We start from the raw sequence: 16,176 nt of genomic DNA on the forward strand, positions 1-16,176 counted from the left end.
TACACTTCGGCGGATGCTCCCGCCAAGAAGGCCGGGTGCACTGACTGCATCTTAGTTTACGTCCTCCGGCAGCACTGGAATGGCGGCGATCTCAATGCCCTCTTCGACGAGCGCCTGGGCCTCGTCGACCGTCGCCTGCCCGATGATGCCGCGGGCATCCGCCTCGCCATAGTGGATCTTGCGGGCCTCCTCAGGGAACTTCGCACCGACATCCTCGGAATTGGCCTTGACGGCCGCGACCGCCTCTTTCAGCTTTTCCAGGGCCTCGCGGCGCATGGCGTCCATCGCCAGCGTCTGCCGCTCGTCCTTCTTGCGCGCGGTCGACACCGAAGGCGCCATCAGGAGCTTGGAGACGGCGGCGGAATGGCAGACCGGGCAGGTCAGGAAGCCGCTGGCGACTTGGCGGTCGAAATCGGCGCTTTCCGAAAACCAGCCTTCGAACTCATGGGCATTGTCACAGGTAAGGGAATAGCGGATCAAGCGGCGACGCCTCCTGCGACTGCCCCCGCGATCTTCTCGACCGAGAATTCCCGGCCATTCCTCAGGTTCGGGATCTTGTCACGGGCGGCCTTGACCGCGCCGGGATCGATCTCGGCGAGGATGATCGCCTCGCCGGTCGCGCCGGCGGACACCAATACCGTTCCCCAAGGATCAATAATCATCGAATTGCCAAAAGTCTCGCGTCCGTCCTCGTGGCGGCCGGCTTGCGCAGCAGCGATGACAAAGACGCCGTTCTCGATCGCGCGTGCCCTCAGCAGGATTTCCCAATGCGCCTCACCGGTCTGCCTGGTGAACGCTGCGGGAACCGTCATTACCTCGGCACCGGCGATCGCCTGCGCACGGAAGAGCGCCGGAAATCGAACGTCGTAGCAAATGGCGAAGCCCATTTCTGCGAAGGGCAGCGACAGGACGCGCGCTTCCGAGCCGGCCGTATAGGCCGCACTTTCGCGCCAGCTTTCGCCATTGTCGAGATCGACGTCGAACATGTGGATCTTGTCATAACGATTGAGAATCCGCCCATCGGCACCGAACAAGAACCCGCGGTTTGCAATCTTGCCGTCGGCAAGCGCGATCGGCGTCGATCCGACATGCATGTAGATGCCAAGTTCCGCTGCAAGCGCCGAACCGGTCTTGACGATGATATCGCGAGTCTCGTCGGCAAGCACGGCGCGTGCCGCCGCCCGATCACGCTGCAACATTCCGGTCATTTCGGGTGTCTGCACATAGGTCGCGCCTTGAGCGGCAGCCTCGCGCACCAGCCGCGCCATCGCTGCGGCGTTCTTTTCCGGATCGACCCCGGAGCACATCTGGACGGCGGCGGCCCTGAAGCTCATCGGTTCGTCCTCAGGCCGCCAGCATCGGATCGAGCTTGCCGGCCCGGTCGAGCGCGAAGAGGTCGTCGCAGCCGCCGACATGTTTGGTGCCGATGAAGATCTGCGGAAATGTCGTGCGCCCGTTCGCCTTGCCGATCATCTCCTGGCGGAGATCCGGCGAATATGTAGCGTCATGCTCGACATAGTCGACACCCTTCTGTTCGAGAAGGGACTTGGCGCGGCTGCAATAGCCGCAGAACTGCCGTGTATAGATCGTGACGGGTACCATGATATCTCCAGACGAATGCCGGGTATTTTTCTGTCATATAGGCTCGGAGAGAGCCCTTGCAAAGGTCAAAACCGTTATCTCGGCCGCACCCGCCTTGCGCAGCGTCCGGCTGGCGGCGGCGACCGTCGCCCCGGTCGTATAGACGTCGTCGACAAGCACGATACGCTTGCCGAAAACGTCGTTCTCGCAGCCTTTGGCAATCGCGAAAGCACCTCTGACATTGTCCTCGCGCGCCTTGGCGCCGAGGCCGACCTGCTGACTGGTGCGCTTGACGCGGATGAGCGTTGCGGCAAGCAGCGGCTTGCCCGATAGGCTCGCCATATGGCGGGCAAGTTCGGCAGCCTGGTTGAACTTACGCGCCAGCATGCGGGTGCGGTGCAACGGCACCGGGATCAGCGCATCGCAGCTTTCCACCGCGCCGTCGGAAGCGCGCAGCATCCAGCCGGCCATCATCGGCGCCAGATCGGTACGATCGCGATATTTCAACCCGTGAACGAGATCTCGGATGGCATGATCGTGCGTCGCCGCTGACCGCAACCGGTCGAAAGGCGGCGGATTGGCGATCGCCTCGGCGCTGAGGATGCCGACGCCGAGATCATGCGAGAAGGGAATGCCGAGCACTTCGCAATAGGGCCGCTCGATGAATCGGATGCCGGACCAGCATTTCGCACATAGTCCGCGATGGTCGCCGGTCGAAATGCCGCAGACGGAACAGGCGGGCGGATAGAGAAAATCGGCGAGCGCCGAAAACGGTCGCAGGAGATGCGCCCGGAGCAAATCTGCCGGCCATTCGGGTTGGATCCGTTTCATAAGGTCGAGACTAGCCTGTTCTCTTCGAAAGGAAAATCGCCTTGCCGCTTCAGCGAGCCGGGACTATGGACATTCCCATGGAAACGATCTTCGACAGAGCCCTGATCGCCGCACATCGCCATCGCGCGCTTGTTAACAACGACCTGAAAGCCGCTTTCCTGCTCGACATCGCCGCCGAGGAAATGGCCGAGAGGCTTGATGTCGTCGAGCGGCGCTTCGACACCGCCGTTGAATTGCATGGCACGACCGGTGCAGCCGCCCGCGCGGCGCTGGCGACGGGCAAGATCGGCGCGATGATCCGCGTCGAGAGCGAACGGGCCTATACGGGCCCGGGCGAAACCTTGATCGAGGCGCCGCTCGAGGAGGTGCCGCTTCCGCCGCAATCGGCTAATCTCATCCTCGCACCGCTCAGCCTGCATCTGACCAACGATACGCCCGGCGTTTTCATCCAGATTCGGCGCGCCCTGAAGCCGGATGGCCTGTTCCTGGCGGCCATTCCCGGCGCCGGCACGCTGCAGGAACTGCGTGAAGTGCTTTTGGCCGCCGAGGTCGAGACGACGGGCGGCGCAAGCCCCCGTGTCGTTCCCTTCGCCGATGTGCGCGATATCGGCAGTCTGATGCAGCGCGCCGGCTTCACCCTGCCGGTGATCGACGCAGAGAACTATACGGTCCGATATGACTCGCTCTTCCCGCTGATGCGCGATCTCAGGGGGATGGGCATGAGCAATCCGCTTGCAGCCCGCAGCCGCATGCCGCTGACGCGCGCCTTCTTCCTGCGCGCCGCAGAGATCTACGCCGAACGATATTCCGATCCCGACGGACGCATTCGCGCGACATTCTCGATCATCTATGTCTCCGGATGGGCTCCGCACGAGAGCCAACAGAAGCCGCTCCAGCCGGGCTCGGCCAAAGCACGCCTTGCCGACGCGCTGAAAGTGGACGAACACAAGCTCAAGCAGTGATCGTCCGCAGCTTCTTCAATTGACAGTGATATTGTTGCTGACCACGTTGAAGACGTTCTGCAGGCTGCCGGTGAAGATGCCGAGACCGGAGACAAGCGCCGTGCAAATGATGGCGGCGATCAGGCCGTATTCGACCGCCGTTGCGCCGATGTCATCTGCAAGAAATGCTTTCCAAAGACGCATTACCCCAACCTTCTGCGTGAACCGCCTGCATCGATCAATTCCGCAGCCACCGAGCGATGGCCGTCATTCCAAGCGTCCGGCTTCAGCAACCGGCGCCGACGCCGTAGCCTTGGACGACGCAGACTGAGCCGGGCGTGTCCTGAAGCACGCTACGACGAATCGTATAGTGCTTGCCGCTTTCGTTCTTCGGAATCGATCCGGTCGTGATCGTATCGAAATCGACCGGTGCGTTCGCAAAGACGCTTTTCTTCGAGGAATCCGCAAGCATGGGCGTCAGAATCAACGTCAACGCGACCACCGCCGTGCCGAACAGAAGGGCGATATTGAGCGCACCGGTCCTGCGCGAGGCAGACGAAGCCCGTTCCTTTTCCCGGACAGCTTTCCAGAAATCATCGTCCATGACGTCAAGCCTTTTAATACACGCACGCCAGATGCTTGATTGAGGCCGATCTTTGGCAGAAGGTGTTAAACGATCCATTAATATCCACAGCCGAAAATGCCGCGGCGAGACAATAATCAGCTAATGCTAAAGTAAATCCTGCAACATCGGGATCAGCGGCTCGTCGGCCGGCGGCATCGGGTAATCCCGTAGCGCCTGCGCACGCACCCATTTCAGAGCCTGCCCCTCGCGGCCCTGGGCAATCCCCTCATAGCGCCGGCAGATATAAAGCGGCATCAGCAGGTGGAACGTCTCGTAGGAATGGCTGGCAAAGGTGAGCGGCGCCAGGCAGGCGATCTTGGTCTTCACACCAAGCTCCTCCTCGAGCTCGCGCACCAGCGTCTCCTCCGGAGTCTCGCCGGGCTCGACTTTCCCTCCGGGAAACTCCCAGAGCCCCGCCAGCGACTTTCCCTCAGGACGCTGTGCCAATAGGATACGCCCGTCGGCATCGATCAGCGCACAGGCGGCGACCAGCAATATCTTCCGGCCTGCCTCGCTCATCGCGACCCTCGCTGCCAATAGCAATAATGATAGGCGTCGCGAAACCCGAGGCGCTCGTAAAGCGCGATGGCCGGGCGATTGGAAAGCTTGACCTGCAGCCAGGCCGAACGGGCGCTACGCATGCGCGCCCAGCGTAGCGCTGACGTCAAGATTTCGGTGCCGAGCCCTTCGCGCCGTCGCGTTTCGCAGACCGAAAGCGACATGATGCCGGCAAGATCGTTATCCTGGACGCAGAGCACGGTCGCGAGCGGTCCCTCCACGGCATTCTCGATGAGGAAAAGCCCCGACGGCGGCTTGATCGCCGAAATGATTTCGGCAAGCGCCGGTTTCAGGCTCACTGGCGCCCCGTCGACCGCCAGGTTGGCATCGACGAAACGACCGACATCGTGGGTCGGCAGATGATCGAGAGTGTCCGGCAGCTCGGCCTCGGTGAGATCGCAGGTCATCACCACAGTCTCGTCGAACCGTGTCCAGTTCCGGGCGCTGAGAAGCTCGATCAGCACCGGCGAGGCGAGCGGTGTCTGACGGACCACGGCGGCGCGGCCATAGGCCTCGAACTTCCGGCTCGCCTTTTCCAGACGGATCTCGACGTCGCGATGGTCCGAGGGGTCAAGCGGCACAATGGAATTCAGCCGGTTGGACGGGTGGCCCGCCGTCAGCCGCACCTGCCAGCTGCCGTCATATTGCACGGAAGCCGCCGGCCAGGCGCGAAAGCCGACGGCCTCCAGCCTGCGGACCAACGGCAGATTCTTTGAAGATATGGATGCCTGGCCCAATGGACGATCAGCTCCGATAGTCGCCATTGATTGCAACATATTCCTTGGTGAGGTCGCAGGTCCAGACGGTTGCCGACCCCGTACCGAGGCCAATATCGACTTTAACGGGGATGTCCTGCGCTTTCATCACATTCGAGGCGGCGGCCTCGGAATAATCCGGGTCACGCTCGCCGTTGACGGCGACCCTGATATCGCCGAACCAGATGGCAAGCCGGTCACGATCCGCCATCTCCCCGGCTTTGCCGACGGCCATGACAATACGGCCCCAATTGGCGTCTTCGCCGGCGGCCGCCGTCTTGACCAGCGGCGAATTGGCGATCGACAGCGCAATGCGCTTGGCGGCGGCATCGCTCTCGGCGCCCGTTACAGTGATTTCGAGCATCTTGGTGGCGCCTTCGCCGTCGCGCACAACCTGCAGCGAAAGGTCCTTCAGCACTTCGTTCAGGGCGGCGCGGAAAGCTGCAAGGCGCGGATCGTCGGCGCGTTCGATGTGGGCCTGGCCGTCCTCGGCCGCAGCCCCCGTCGCAAACAGCATCAGCGTATCGGAGGTGGACGTGTCGCTGTCGACGGTCATGGAATTGAAGGTCGGCCCGACGCCATCGGACAGAAGCGCCTGTAGCGCTTCGGAGGCGATATCGGCATCGGTGACGACGAAGGAGAGCATAGTCGCCATGTCGGGCGCAATCATGCCGGCGCCTTTGGCAATGCCGTTGATCGTCACGGCCACGCCGCCGATCTCGGCGCTGCGGGTCGAAACTTTCGGATAGGTATCGGTCGTCATGATCGCCTTGGCGGCTTCGAACCAGAAATCGCCGGTCGCCTCGGCCTGCATCCTGTCAAGAACGCCAGCGAATTTGGTGGCATCGAGCGGCTCACCGATGACGCCGGTCGATGCCAGATAGATCTCGTTTTCGCCGCAGCCGACGGCCGCAGCAGCCGACTTCGCCGTCAGCGCGGTCGCCTGGCGGCCCTTCATGCCGGTAAAGGCATTGGCATTGCCGGAATTGACGACGACGGCGCGCGCAGTGCCGTGGGACAGGTTCGCACGGCAGAAATCGACTGGCGCGGAGGGGCATTTGGAACGGGTGAAGACGCCCGCGACCGATGCCGGCTTATCGAAGACCATCATCAGCACGTCGGTGCGGTTCTTGTACTTGATGCCGGCCGAAGCCGTCGCCATGCGCACGCCGCGCAGCGAAGGCATCGGAACGAAGGATTTCGGGGCGAGCGGCGAAACGGAACCGGACATGATGAAACCTGCCAATGAGCATTTCCCGGCGACTGAAAGAACCGGCTCGCCGTCCGGAAATGCGACAACAACGATACGGAAGGGCCCGGAAGAACCGGGCCCTGATGCGAATATTTACTGCTTCGGCGCCGGCTGGGCGGGCTCGCTGCCCGGCTCCGGCTGCTTGTTGGCCTCGTCGTAACCCTTACGCAAAGTCTCGTCCGAGATCTCGATCTTGGCAGAAGACTTCGCCTGATTGAGCAGGGCAAGATACTTGTCGCGCATGACGAGCTGACGAACCTGGTCCTGCACCTGATCGAAAGGCGGCGGCGGAGCGTCGCGCTTGTCCTCTACCTTGATGACATGATAGCCGAAATCAGTCTTGACCGGCGTTTTCGAATAGGCACCCTTCTCGAGCGCGAAGGCCGCGTCCTCGAATTCCTTCACCATACGGCCGCGCGAGAAATAGCCGAGATCGCCACCTTCCGACTTGTTGGGGTCGGTGGATTTTTCCTTGGCGAGTTCGGCGAAATCCTTGCCAGCGTCAAGCTGCTTGATGATGTCCTTGGCTTCGTCCTCAGTCTTGACCAGGATGTGGCGGGCGTGGACTTCTTCCTGCTTCGGCAGGGCTGCGACTTCCTTGTCGTAACGAGCCTTGATTTCGTCAGGCGTCACTGTGTCGACGACGTGCTTCTTGAAATAGGCGTTGTGAAGCTCACGATCGGTGAGATACTGCATGCGCTTCTTGAATTCGTCGGTCTGGTCGAGCTTCTCAGTCGTGGCGCCGGTCGCAAGCAGTTTCACATCGATGGCTGCGGAGAGCGCCGCGACCTTCTTCTGGTCATCGGGAAGCTGCGCCAGCTGCGGATCGAGGTTGGCAACGGCGAGATCGAGTTCAGACTGGTGGATCTCCAGATTGCCGACCATGGCGACGACGGCGTCCTCAGCATGGGCCGGAGCCTGGAATGCAACAAAAGTTGCAAACGCCAGCACGGCGAATTTATTGGTGCTCAACATCAAATAACCCTTCACAGTTACATCGCCGGCTTCAGCATCGCCTGTTCCAGCTCAAAATAGCCATCAACACCGGATTGTGGCCTTTCTGTATCCGCCAAATCCGTTGACATCATTCGACCCCCCTCTTATCTGTCACGCAACCTCGCGTCCAGAACAGTTTCCGGGCGTTTCAAGGCGTGCGCCCGTTTTTCGGCTGGGCCACGGACAAGAAACGTCGCGGATGAATATTGAGAAAGGACCAGTCACATGGTCAGCTTTGGCGGTATAGCCCGCAAGTTATTTGGGTCGTCCAATGATCGCCGCGTGCGGTCCTACCAGCCGAACGTCGCCGCGATCAACTCCATCGAAGAGAAGACGAAGGCGCTGACGGACGAGCAGCTCGCGGCAAAGACCGTCGAATTCCGCGCCCTTCTCGCCGAAGGCAAGACGCTCGACGACATTCTGATTCCCGCCTTCGCCGTCGTCCGAGAGGCGTCGCGCCGCGTTCTCGGCCTGCGACCTTTTGACGTACAGCTGATCGGCGGCATGATCCTGCATTCGAATGCGATCGCCGAGATGAAGACCGGCGAAGGCAAGACCCTCGTCGCCACCCTGCCGGTCTATCTGAACGCGCTTTCCGGCAAGGGCGTGCATGTCGTCACCGTCAACGACTATCTTGCCCAGCGCGATGCCGCGACCATGGGCCGCGTCTACAGCTTCCTCGGCATGACCACAGGCGTCATCGTCCATGGCCTCTCCGACGAGGAGCGCCGCGCGGCCTATGCCTGCGACATCACCTATGCCACCAACAACGAGCTTGGCTTCGATTATCTGCGCGATAACATGAAGTACGAGAAGAATCAGATGGTCCAGCGCGGCCACAATTTCGCGATCGTCGACGAAGTCGACTCGATTCTCGTCGACGAAGCGCGCACGCCGCTGATCATCTCCGGTCCGCTCGACGACCGTTCCGAGCTCTACAATACGATCGACGCCTTCATTCCGCTGCTCGCGCCCAGCGATTACGAGATCGACGAGAAGCAGCGTTCCGCCAACTTCTCCGAAGAGGGCACCGAGAAGCTGGAAAACCTGCTGCGTCAGGCCGGCCTCTTGAAGGGTAACGCGCTCTACGACATCGAGAACGTCGCAATCGTCCACCACATCAACAATGCGCTCAAGGCCCACAAACTCTTCCAGCGCGACAAGGACTATATCGTCCGCAACGACGAAGTCGTCATCATTGATGAATTCACCGGCCGCATGATGCCGGGGCGGCGTTATTCGGAAGGCCAGCACCAGGCGCTCGAAGCCAAGGAAAAGGTGCAGATCCAGCCGGAAAACCAGACGCTGGCTTCGATCACTTTCCAGAACTACTTCCGCATGTACGATAAGCTCGCCGGCATGACCGGCACTGCGCAGACGGAAGCGGAAGAATTCGCCAACATCTATAATCTCGACGTGGTCGAAGTCCCGACCAACCTACCGATCAAGCGTATCGACGAGGACGATGAGGTCTATCGGACCTTCGACGAGAAGTTCAAGGCGATCATCGACGAGATCCTCGATGCTCATAAGCGCGGTCAGCCGGTGCTCGTCGGTACGACCTCGATCGAGAAGTCGGAGCTGCTTGCCGAGCGCCTGCGCAAGCAGGGTTTCAACGACTTCCAGGTGCTGAACGCCCGCTACCACGAGCAGGAAGCCTATATTGTCGCCCAGGCCGGTGTACCGGGCGCCGTCACGATCGCCACCAATATGGCCGGCCGCGGCACCGACATTCAGCTCGGCGGCAACCTGGAAATGCGTATCGAACGCGAGCTCGGCGATGTCGAAGCCGGTCCGGAGCGCGACGCAAAGGTCCAGGCGATCGTCGAGGAAATCAAAACTCTCAAGGAAAAGGCGCTTGCTGCCGGCGGTCTCTACGTCATCGCCACCGAACGCCACGAAAGCCGCCGTATCGACAACCAGCTGCGCGGCCGCTCCGGCCGTCAGGGCGACCCCGGCCGCTCGAAATTCTACCTTTCGCTTCAGGACGACCTGATGCGCATCTTCGGCTCCGACCGCATGGACAGCATGCTGACCAAGCTCGGCCTCAAGGAGGGCGAGGCGATCGTCCATCCGTGGATCAACAAGGCTCTCGAGCGCGCGCAGAAGAAGGTCGAAGCCCGCAACTTCGATATCCGCAAGAATCTGCTGAAGTATGACGACGTCCTCAACGATCAGCGCAAGGTGATTTTTGAGCAGCGTCTCGAGCTGATGGAATCGACCAATATTTCCGAGACCGTCTCCGACATGCGCCGCGAAGTGATCGAGGATCTGGTCGAAAAGCATATCCCCGAGCGCGCCTATGCCGAACAGTGGGATGCCGTCGGCCTGAAGACCGGCGTTGCCAATATCCTGAACCTCGATCTGCCGATCGAGGAGTGGTTCAAGGAAGAAGGCATCGGCGAGGATGACATTCGCGAGCGCCTGACGCAGGCCGCCAATGCCGCCTTTACCGAAAAGGCCGAGCGCTTCGGCGACGACATCATGCATTATGTCGAACGCTCGATCGTCATGCAGACGCTCGATCATCTCTGGCGCGAGCATATCGTTAACCTCGACCATCTGCGCTCCGTCATCGGTTTCCGCGGTTATGCCCAGCGCGATCCGCTGCAGGAATACAAGTCCGAAGCCTTCGAGCTTTTCACCGGCCTCCTCAACAATCTGCGCGAGGCCGTCACCGCTCAGCTGATGCGCGTCGAACTGGTGCAGCAGGCGCCGGCTGAGCCGGAACCGCCGGTGATGCAAGCTCATCACCTGGATCCGACGACCGGGGAGGACGATTTCGCCCCGATCTACCAAGCTTCCGAAGTCTTCGTCTCACCTGAGAACCGGAATCCGGACGATCCCGCCACCTGGGGCAAAGTCGGGCGCAACGAGGCTTGCCCCTGCGGTTCCGGCAAGAAATACAAGCATTGCCACGGCGCCTTCGAGCAGGTCTGAGGCAAATCGCGAAAAACTGGAAATGCCGCCTTCGGGCGGCATTTTCTTTTCTGCGGCAGCACCGAAACCCGGCCTTCGCAGCCGAATCGCGACCTGATCCGGAACCGTTTCTTAACCCTGCTCTGTCAAGACTTCAGAGACGATTTGCCTGACCTCAGAGTTTTGCGTGTTCATCATGGCGGTCATAGAAACAGCGGAGAAACTGCTGCCCGCGGGCCTGCGCCCGATCGGCGGCCGCACGCTGCGCATGTTAGCCGCCATGCTCACCGAACGCGGCGAAAAAGCCAATGCCCGTCGCATGGCGCTGACGGCCTTTTCGATCCGTATCCTCAGCGCCGCGCTCGCCTTTATCTCGCAGATCGTGCTCGCACGGCTGATGGGCGAATATGAATATGGCATCTTCGTTTTCGTCTGGGTTTTGATCGTTGTCTTCGGCGATCTCTCCTGCCTTGGCTTCCACACCGCGATCGTCCGCTTTCTGCCGCAGTACAAGGCGGCGGGCGCCTTCGACGAAATCCGCGGCCTGACCGGCACGGCACGCATTTTTGCGATGCTTTCCGGCACGGTGATGCTCGCCGCCGGCATGATCGGGCTGCATTTCTTCGGCGATAGGATCGAAACCTATTATCTCGTCCCGATCTTCATCGGCCTGCTTGCCATGCCGATGATCGCGCTCGGCGATATTCTGGAGGGCACGTCGCGGGCGAACCATTGGCCGGTGATGGCGCTGAGCCCGGTCTATATCGTCCGGCCGATTCTTATTATCGCCTTCATGCTGATCGCGATTGCGATGGGCGCAAAGCATACGGCTGTCACTGCCATGCAGGCAGCGCTTGTCGCGACCTTCGTCACCGCTCTTGGCCAGTATGGCGCGACACTCTTGCGCCTCCGCCGGCATTATGACGAAGGTCCGCGCAAGGTCAATTTCCTCGCCTGGCTGAGCGTCGCCTTCCCGATCTTCCTCATTGAGGGCGTGAGTTTCCTGCTCACCAATTCCGATGTCATCGTTGTCGGCATTTTCCTTGAACCGCACGACGTCGCCGTCTATTTCGCCGCCGCCAAGACCATGGCGCTGGTGCATTTCATCAATTTCTCGGTCAAGGCCGCTTCCGGCCCGCGCTTTTCCTCGATCATTGCCGAAGGCGATCAATCCCAGCTCGCCAACGCCGCTGCCGACGCCGCCCGCTGGACCTTCTGGCCGGCGCTGGTGGTCGGCCTTGCGGTGCTCGCGGCCGGCCATCTGCTGCTGTCGCTGTTCGGCGGCGCCTTCACGTCAGGTTATCTTGTCATGGCGATCCTGCTCGCCGGCATACTTGCCAAGTCGCTGGTCGGCCCGGCTGAAACGCTGCTGATGATGGCGGGCAAGCAGAACCTCTGTGTGGCGCTCTATGCCGGCGCATTGGCTGCCAATGTCGGCCTCAACCTTGCTTTGATCCCGCACTACGGCATCGAAGGCACCGCCGTCGCCACGGCCTCGGCCATGGCGGTCGAGGCTGTCCTCCTGCATGTCGCCGCGCGCCGCACGCTCGGCATCGCCCTCTTCGCCTTCGCCAGCCCCTCCGCCGCAACGCCAGAAATGAGAGTTCGATAGATGGTGCGCCTGCCCCCCGTCACCGCAAGCACCGACAGCATCAGCAACCGCATGATCCATGAGCTCGCGGCGCTGCATTTCGAAGCGCCGCAGGCCGAGGCCCGTGCCGAGATCGGCCGGCCGGGGCGCGAGCTCTGCCTCTATCCCGGCAAGCTCGGCTACGAACTTCAGGATGAGCTCGATTTCCTGTCCAACCGGGCGATGGAACCAAACGTCTTTTTCTCCGGCCGCTTCCTTGCGCCCGCCATGCCGCGGATCGAAGACCGGCAGGTCAATTTCGCCCTCATCCGCGATCACGGCGCCGGCCGCAGCCGCATGCGCTTCCTCCTGCCGTTTTCCGTCGACAGACCGGGCTTTGCCGTCGGGCCCTCGATCATCCGCGGCTGGTCGAACAGCTTCGGTCCGCTGGGCACACCGCTCGTCGACAGCGAAGATGCGGCCGAAACCCTCGACAATTTCTTCGAGGGACTGACCGTTCCCGACCTCAACCTGCCGAGCACGCTGGTCTTGCCGGATCTGAGATTGAACGGCATTTTCGTGCGCATGCTCAAGGCCGTGGCGCTCGGCCGCAACCTGCCGCTCACCGTGGCCAATCCCTATCTGCGCCCGATGCTGCAGAGTGAGGAAGAGGCGCCCGCCTATCTCGGCAAAACAATATCCTCGTCGCATATGCGCGAGATGCGCCGACAGTGGCGCCTGCTTGAGGAACAGGGAACGGCGGTCTATGCCGTCGCCCGTCAGCCGCGCGACGTCCACGTCCGCTTCGAGGAATTCCTGGCAATGGAGGCCGGCGGCTGGAAGGGCAAACGCCGAAGTGCTCTCGTCACCGATCGCTACCATACCGCCTTCGCGCGCGAAGCCGTCTCGAACCTTGCCGCCGTCGACGCCGTGCGCATCCATACGATCGATCTCAACGGCAAGGCGATCGCCGCCATCGTCGTTCTGATGATGGGCGGCGAGGCCTATACCTGGAAGACGGCCTATGACGAGAACTATGCCCGCTATTCGCCGGGCAAGCTCCTGATGAGCGAGCTCACGGAATGGCATCTCGAAGACTCCAATATCGTGCGCTCGGATTCCTGCGCCGTCTCCGACCACCCGATCATGAGCCGCTTCTGGCAGGAGCGCGAGGAGATGGGAACTTTGGTCATCGGTCTGACGCAGAACGGCGACCGCGACATGCGCCAGGCCGCCGCCCAGCTGCACATGTATCACAGCACCCGCAGCATGGCGAAAATGCTGCGCGAGAAGATCATGTCGCTCGCCGGCCGAGGCTAAAGCATCTCCGGGATGCTTAGCCCTCAGCCGCAGCCTTCTCCCGCAGCAGCCGGCGGATGACCTTGCCGGTTGTCGTCAACGGCAATGACTCGACGAATTCCACCTCGCGCGGATATTCGTGCATCGAAAGCCGCATCTTCACCCATTCCCTGATTTCGGCGGCCAGCACCTCGCTCGGCGAATGATCGGGTGACAGCACGATATAGGCCTTGACGATCTCGGTGCGCACCGCATCGGGTTTGCCGACGGCCGCGGCAAGCTGCACGGCGGGATGGCCGATCAGGCAATCCTCGATCTCGGCCGGGCCGATGCGATATCCGGACGATGTGATGACGTCGTCGTCGCGGCCTTCGAAGGTGACGTAGCCGTCTTCGTCCTGCCGGCCGATGTCGCCGGTAAGCAGCCAGCCGTGGAGAAATTTTCGTTCGGTCGCCGCCGCGTCGTTCCAATAGCCGAGGAACATGACGGGATCGGGACTGGCGATAGCGATCTGACCGGATTCGCCCGCCGGCAGTTCGTCGCCGGCCTCGCTGACGATCGCGACACGATGGCCGGGCACCGCGCGTCCGATAGCGCCGGCCTTGGTGACGCCAAAGGCGGCACTCGACGACAGCACGAAATTGCATTCCGTCTGGCCGTAGAATTCGTTGACGGTGATGCCGAGTGTGCGCTGCGCCCAATCATAGGTCTCGCGGCCGAGTGCTTCTCCCGCCGAGCCGATGGTGCGCAGCACCAGATCATATTTCGACCTGGGGTCGGAAACCGACCGCATCAGCCGAAGCGCCGTCGGTGGAATGAAGGCATTGCGCACCTTCATCTCTGCCATGATCCGATAGGCCATCTCGGCATCGAATTTCTGCGCCGGCGACGAGACCACGGGTACGCCGAGCAGAAGGCTCGGCAGCAACGCGTTGAGCAGCCCGCCGGCCCAGGCCCAGTCGGACGGGGTCCAGACCTTGTCGCCCGCCTTGGGAAACCCTTCATGGGCGAACTGCATGCCGGGGGCATGCCCGGGCAGAACACGGTGGCCATGCAATGCGCCCTTGGGCGACCCCGTCGTGCCCGAGGTGAAGATCATCAGCGCCGGATCGTCGGGCGTTGTCTTCTCTCCCTCGAAGACCGGCGCATGCGAGGCGATCAGATCGGCAAAGGAGAGGGCGTCGGCAGCGTCGCTGACGCTGATCATTTGTCGCAGCTCCGGCAGGCGATCACGGATTTGCCGGACCCGATCAAGGCCGAAATCATTGGTAATGATTGCCGCCGCGCCTGAGATTCTGAGCCGATATTCAAGCGCCTCGACGCCGAACAGCAGCGCCAGTGGCAGGGCGATTGCACCCATTTTATAGATCGCGACGTGCGCAATCACGGTCTCGAAGGACTGGGGCATCAGCAGAGCGACACGATCGCCGCGCTTGATGCCGAGCGACGCCAGCGCATTGGCGAACATGGAGGAAGTACCGGAAAGCTCGCCATAGGTCAGCGAACGATGATTGCCGTCCGGACTGAAATGCTCCAGACAGACGCGCTCCGGATCTCGCACCGCCCATTCGTCGCTGACGGCGCGGCCGATATTGAAATCCTCCGGAATCCGCCAGGAAAAATCACGGTAGAAATCGCCATAACGATCGAAGGACGGCAGTCGCATGGTCGGAATCCGGTGAAATGCTGCACCAGCTAACACCTTGCGGCGCGGATACGCAAGCTGCAGGGAAAAACGGCAGATCACGCACCAGTGTGCGCATTGTCCGCAGATTGTTCATTCAGCCCCTGCGACTTTCGCGGTTGCGCACTAGATCATGAAACGCCGCGCGGGGTTATCTCAAGTCTTGGAGTTTTTCATGGAATACGTCAAATTCGGAAAGACCGGGCTCGAAGTCTCGAAAATCTGCCTCGGCTGTATGACTTTCGGTGATCCCGGCCGCGGCAATCACGCCTGGAGCCTGCGGGAAGAGGAAAGTCGGACGATGATCAAACAGGCGATCGACCTCGGCATCAATTTCCTCGACACCGCCAATACCTATTCCAACGGTTCCTCGGAGGAGATCGTCGGTCGTGCGATCAAAGACTTCGCCAAGCGCGAGGACATCGTGCTGGCGACCAAGGTGTTTAACCGCATGCGGCCGGGCCCGAACGGCGCCGGTCTGTCACGCAAAGCGATCTTCGACGAGATCGACAATAGCTTGCGCCGTCTTGGCACCGACTATGTCGACCTCTACCAGATCCATCGTTTCGACTATACGACGCCGATCGAGGAAACGCTGGAAGCGCTGCATGACATCGTCAAATCGGGCAAGGCGCGTTATATCGGCGCCTCGTCGATGTATGCCTGGCAATTCGCCAAGGCACTCTACATCTCTCGGCTGAACGGCTGGACCGAGTTCGTCAGCATGCAGAACCACCTGAACCTGCTTTACCGGGAAGAAGAGCGGGAAATGCTGCCCTTCTGCGAAGACCAGAAGATCGCCGTCATCCCCTGGAGCCCGCTGGCCCGTGGCCGCCTGACCCGCGACTGGGACGAGACGACGGCGCGTAGCGAAACCGACGAATTCGGCAAGACGCTTTACACGCAGTCCGTCGATGCCGACCGCAAGATCGTCAATGCCGTCGCCGAAATCGCCGAAGCCCGCGGCATTTCCCGCGCCCAGGTCGCCACCGCCTGGATCCTGCAGAAGAACGTGGTCACTGCGCCGATCATCGGCGCATCCAAACCGAACCACCTGACGGACGCCGTTGCCTCGCTGTCGGTCAAACTCACCACCGAGGAAATCGCGGCACTCGAAGCGCCCTACATCCCGCACGCCATCGCAGGCTTCAATTAGCCGCCGGCA

Annotated in this window: 16 protein-coding genes; 5 read left to right on the forward strand and 11 right to left on the reverse strand. The window is 61.4% G+C overall.

The genetic code is table 11. The features are described 5' to 3' along the window. Positions 1-51: 51 nt before the first annotated feature. From PH551_RS29530 to PH551_RS29545, 4 genes are read right to left on the reverse strand one after another with little or no spacing between them, the layout of a single operon-like run. Positions 52-480, reverse strand: coding sequence for a DUF1178 family protein (locus tag PH551_RS29530; protein ID WP_085779603.1), 429 nt, complete (start codon positions 478-480; stop codon positions 52-54). Beyond that, positions 477-1,334 (reverse strand): carbon-nitrogen hydrolase family protein, encoded by an 858-nt coding sequence (locus PH551_RS29535; protein WP_285196088.1) that lies wholly within the window; start codon positions 1,332-1,334, stop codon positions 477-479. Before PH551_RS29535 ends, PH551_RS29530 begins: the two co-directional genes overlap by 4 nt. Before the next feature lie 10 nt (positions 1,335-1,344). After that, complete coding sequence (gene grxC, locus PH551_RS29540) at positions 1,345-1,602, reverse strand: glutaredoxin 3 (protein WP_085779605.1); 258 nt, start codon at positions 1,600-1,602, stop codon at positions 1,345-1,347. A gap of 33 nt (positions 1,603-1,635) precedes the next feature. Then, positions 1,636-2,412, reverse strand: coding sequence for a ComF family protein (locus PH551_RS29545; protein ID WP_285196089.1), 777 nt, complete (start codon positions 2,410-2,412; stop codon positions 1,636-1,638). Positions 2,413-2,489: 77 nt separating this feature from the next. Between PH551_RS29545 and PH551_RS29550 the strand changes: the two genes are divergently transcribed. Beyond that, complete coding sequence (locus PH551_RS29550) at positions 2,490-3,374, forward strand: methyltransferase domain-containing protein (RefSeq protein WP_285196090.1); 885 nt, start codon at positions 2,490-2,492, stop codon at positions 3,372-3,374. 15 nt (positions 3,375-3,389) lie between these two features. Here PH551_RS29550 and PH551_RS29555 read toward each other — a convergent pair whose 3' ends face one another. The 6 genes from PH551_RS29555 to PH551_RS29580 form a co-directional block, all read right to left on the reverse strand. Continuing rightward, positions 3,390-3,557: a Flp family type IVb pilin gene (locus PH551_RS29555; protein WP_085779607.1), complete on the reverse strand. Its 168-nt coding sequence runs from the start codon at positions 3,555-3,557 to the stop codon at positions 3,390-3,392. Positions 3,558-3,639: 82 nt separating this feature from the next. Next, positions 3,640-3,957, reverse strand: a complete 318-nt coding sequence (locus PH551_RS29560) for a hypothetical protein (RefSeq protein WP_285196091.1) — start codon at positions 3,955-3,957, stop codon at positions 3,640-3,642. Positions 3,958-4,083: 126 nt separating this feature from the next. After that, positions 4,084-4,497, reverse strand: a complete 414-nt coding sequence (gene mutT, locus PH551_RS29565; RefSeq protein ID WP_085779608.1) for an 8-oxo-dGTP diphosphatase MutT — start codon at positions 4,495-4,497, stop codon at positions 4,084-4,086. Further along, a complete protein-coding gene (locus tag PH551_RS29570; protein WP_085779609.1) occupies positions 4,494-5,300 on the reverse strand; it encodes a GNAT family N-acetyltransferase in 807 nt (268 codons plus the stop codon). Before PH551_RS29570 ends, mutT begins: the two co-directional genes overlap by 4 nt. After that, entirely contained in the window at positions 5,281-6,522 is a 1,242-nt protein-coding gene (argJ, locus tag PH551_RS29575) for a bifunctional glutamate N-acetyltransferase/amino-acid acetyltransferase ArgJ (RefSeq protein WP_285196109.1), read from the reverse strand. The genes PH551_RS29570 and argJ overlap by 20 nt, the downstream gene beginning before the upstream one ends. Positions 6,523-6,636: 114 nt before the next feature. Beyond that, positions 6,637-7,518, reverse strand: coding sequence for a peptidylprolyl isomerase (locus PH551_RS29580; RefSeq protein ID WP_085780207.1), 882 nt, complete (start codon positions 7,516-7,518; stop codon positions 6,637-6,639). 246 nt (positions 7,519-7,764) lie between these two features. On the opposite strand from PH551_RS29580, the gene secA reads away from it, so the two are divergent. The 3 genes from secA to PH551_RS29595 all read left to right on the forward strand — a co-directional run bounded on the left by secA (position 7,765) and on the right by PH551_RS29595 (position 13,348). Continuing rightward, on the forward strand, positions 7,765-10,479 hold the full coding sequence (secA, locus tag PH551_RS29585) for a preprotein translocase subunit SecA (protein WP_285196092.1): 2,715 nt from the start codon (positions 7,765-7,767) through the stop codon (positions 10,477-10,479). Between the two features lie 175 nt (positions 10,480-10,654). Further along, positions 10,655-12,070: a lipopolysaccharide biosynthesis protein gene (locus PH551_RS29590; RefSeq protein WP_285196093.1), complete on the forward strand. Its 1,416-nt coding sequence runs from the start codon at positions 10,655-10,657 to the stop codon at positions 12,068-12,070. Continuing rightward, positions 12,071-13,348: a GNAT family N-acetyltransferase gene (locus PH551_RS29595; protein ID WP_285196094.1), complete on the forward strand. Its 1,278-nt coding sequence runs from the start codon at positions 12,071-12,073 to the stop codon at positions 13,346-13,348. A 16-nt stretch (positions 13,349-13,364) separates the two neighbouring features. Here the strand turns inward: PH551_RS29595 and PH551_RS29600 are convergent, their stop codons facing one another. Further along, a complete protein-coding gene (locus PH551_RS29600) occupies positions 13,365-14,993 on the reverse strand; it encodes an AMP-binding protein (protein WP_285196095.1) in 1,629 nt (542 codons plus the stop codon). A gap of 193 nt (positions 14,994-15,186) precedes the next feature. Between PH551_RS29600 and PH551_RS29605 the strand changes: the two genes are divergently transcribed. Continuing rightward, complete coding sequence (locus PH551_RS29605; RefSeq protein WP_285196096.1) at positions 15,187-16,167, forward strand: aldo/keto reductase; 981 nt, start codon at positions 15,187-15,189, stop codon at positions 16,165-16,167. Positions 16,168-16,176 lie beyond the last annotated feature (9 nt).

The organism is Rhizobium atlanticum, from assembly GCF_030182485.1.
In the GTDB taxonomy this organism is placed as follows: domain Bacteria; phylum Pseudomonadota; class Alphaproteobacteria; order Rhizobiales; family Rhizobiaceae; genus Rhizobium.

What these genes read in the sequence shown, in the direction of transcription:
- PH551_RS29535 (WP_285196088.1), bottom strand. Translation starts at nt 1,334, where the DNA reads ATGAGCTTCAGGGCCGCCGCCGTCCAGATGTGCTCCGGGGTCGATCCG.
- grxC (WP_085779605.1), bottom strand. Translation starts at nt 1,602, where the DNA reads ATGGTACCCGTCACGATCTATACACGGCAGTTCTGCGGCTATTGCAGC.
- PH551_RS29545 (WP_285196089.1), bottom strand. Translation starts at nt 2,412, where the DNA reads ATGAAACGGATCCAACCCGAATGGCCGGCAGATTTGCTCCGGGCGCAT.
- PH551_RS29550 (WP_285196090.1), top strand. Translation starts at nt 2,490, where the DNA reads ATGGAAACGATCTTCGACAGAGCCCTGATCGCCGCACATCGCCATCGC.
- PH551_RS29555 (WP_085779607.1), bottom strand. Translation starts at nt 3,557, where the DNA reads ATGCGTCTTTGGAAAGCATTTCTTGCAGATGACATCGGCGCAACGGCG.
- PH551_RS29560 (WP_285196091.1), bottom strand. Translation starts at nt 3,957, where the DNA reads ATGGACGATGATTTCTGGAAAGCTGTCCGGGAAAAGGAACGGGCTTCG.
- mutT (WP_085779608.1), bottom strand. Translation starts at nt 4,497, where the DNA reads ATGAGCGAGGCAGGCCGGAAGATATTGCTGGTCGCCGCCTGTGCGCTG.
- PH551_RS29570 (WP_085779609.1), bottom strand. Translation starts at nt 5,300, where the DNA reads ATGGCGACTATCGGAGCTGATCGTCCATTGGGCCAGGCATCCATATCT.
- argJ (WP_285196109.1), bottom strand. Translation starts at nt 6,522, where the DNA reads ATGTCCGGTTCCGTTTCGCCGCTCGCCCCGAAATCCTTCGTTCCGATG.
- PH551_RS29580 (WP_085780207.1), bottom strand. Translation starts at nt 7,518, where the DNA reads ATGTTGAGCACCAATAAATTCGCCGTGCTGGCGTTTGCAACTTTTGTT.
- secA (WP_285196092.1), top strand. Translation starts at nt 7,765, where the DNA reads ATGGTCAGCTTTGGCGGTATAGCCCGCAAGTTATTTGGGTCGTCCAAT.
- PH551_RS29590 (WP_285196093.1), top strand. Translation starts at nt 10,655, where the DNA reads ATGGCGGTCATAGAAACAGCGGAGAAACTGCTGCCCGCGGGCCTGCGC.
- PH551_RS29595 (WP_285196094.1), top strand. Translation starts at nt 12,071, where the DNA reads ATGGTGCGCCTGCCCCCCGTCACCGCAAGCACCGACAGCATCAGCAAC.
- PH551_RS29600 (WP_285196095.1), bottom strand. Translation starts at nt 14,993, where the DNA reads ATGCGACTGCCGTCCTTCGATCGTTATGGCGATTTCTACCGTGATTTT.
- PH551_RS29605 (WP_285196096.1), top strand. Translation starts at nt 15,187, where the DNA reads ATGGAATACGTCAAATTCGGAAAGACCGGGCTCGAAGTCTCGAAAATC.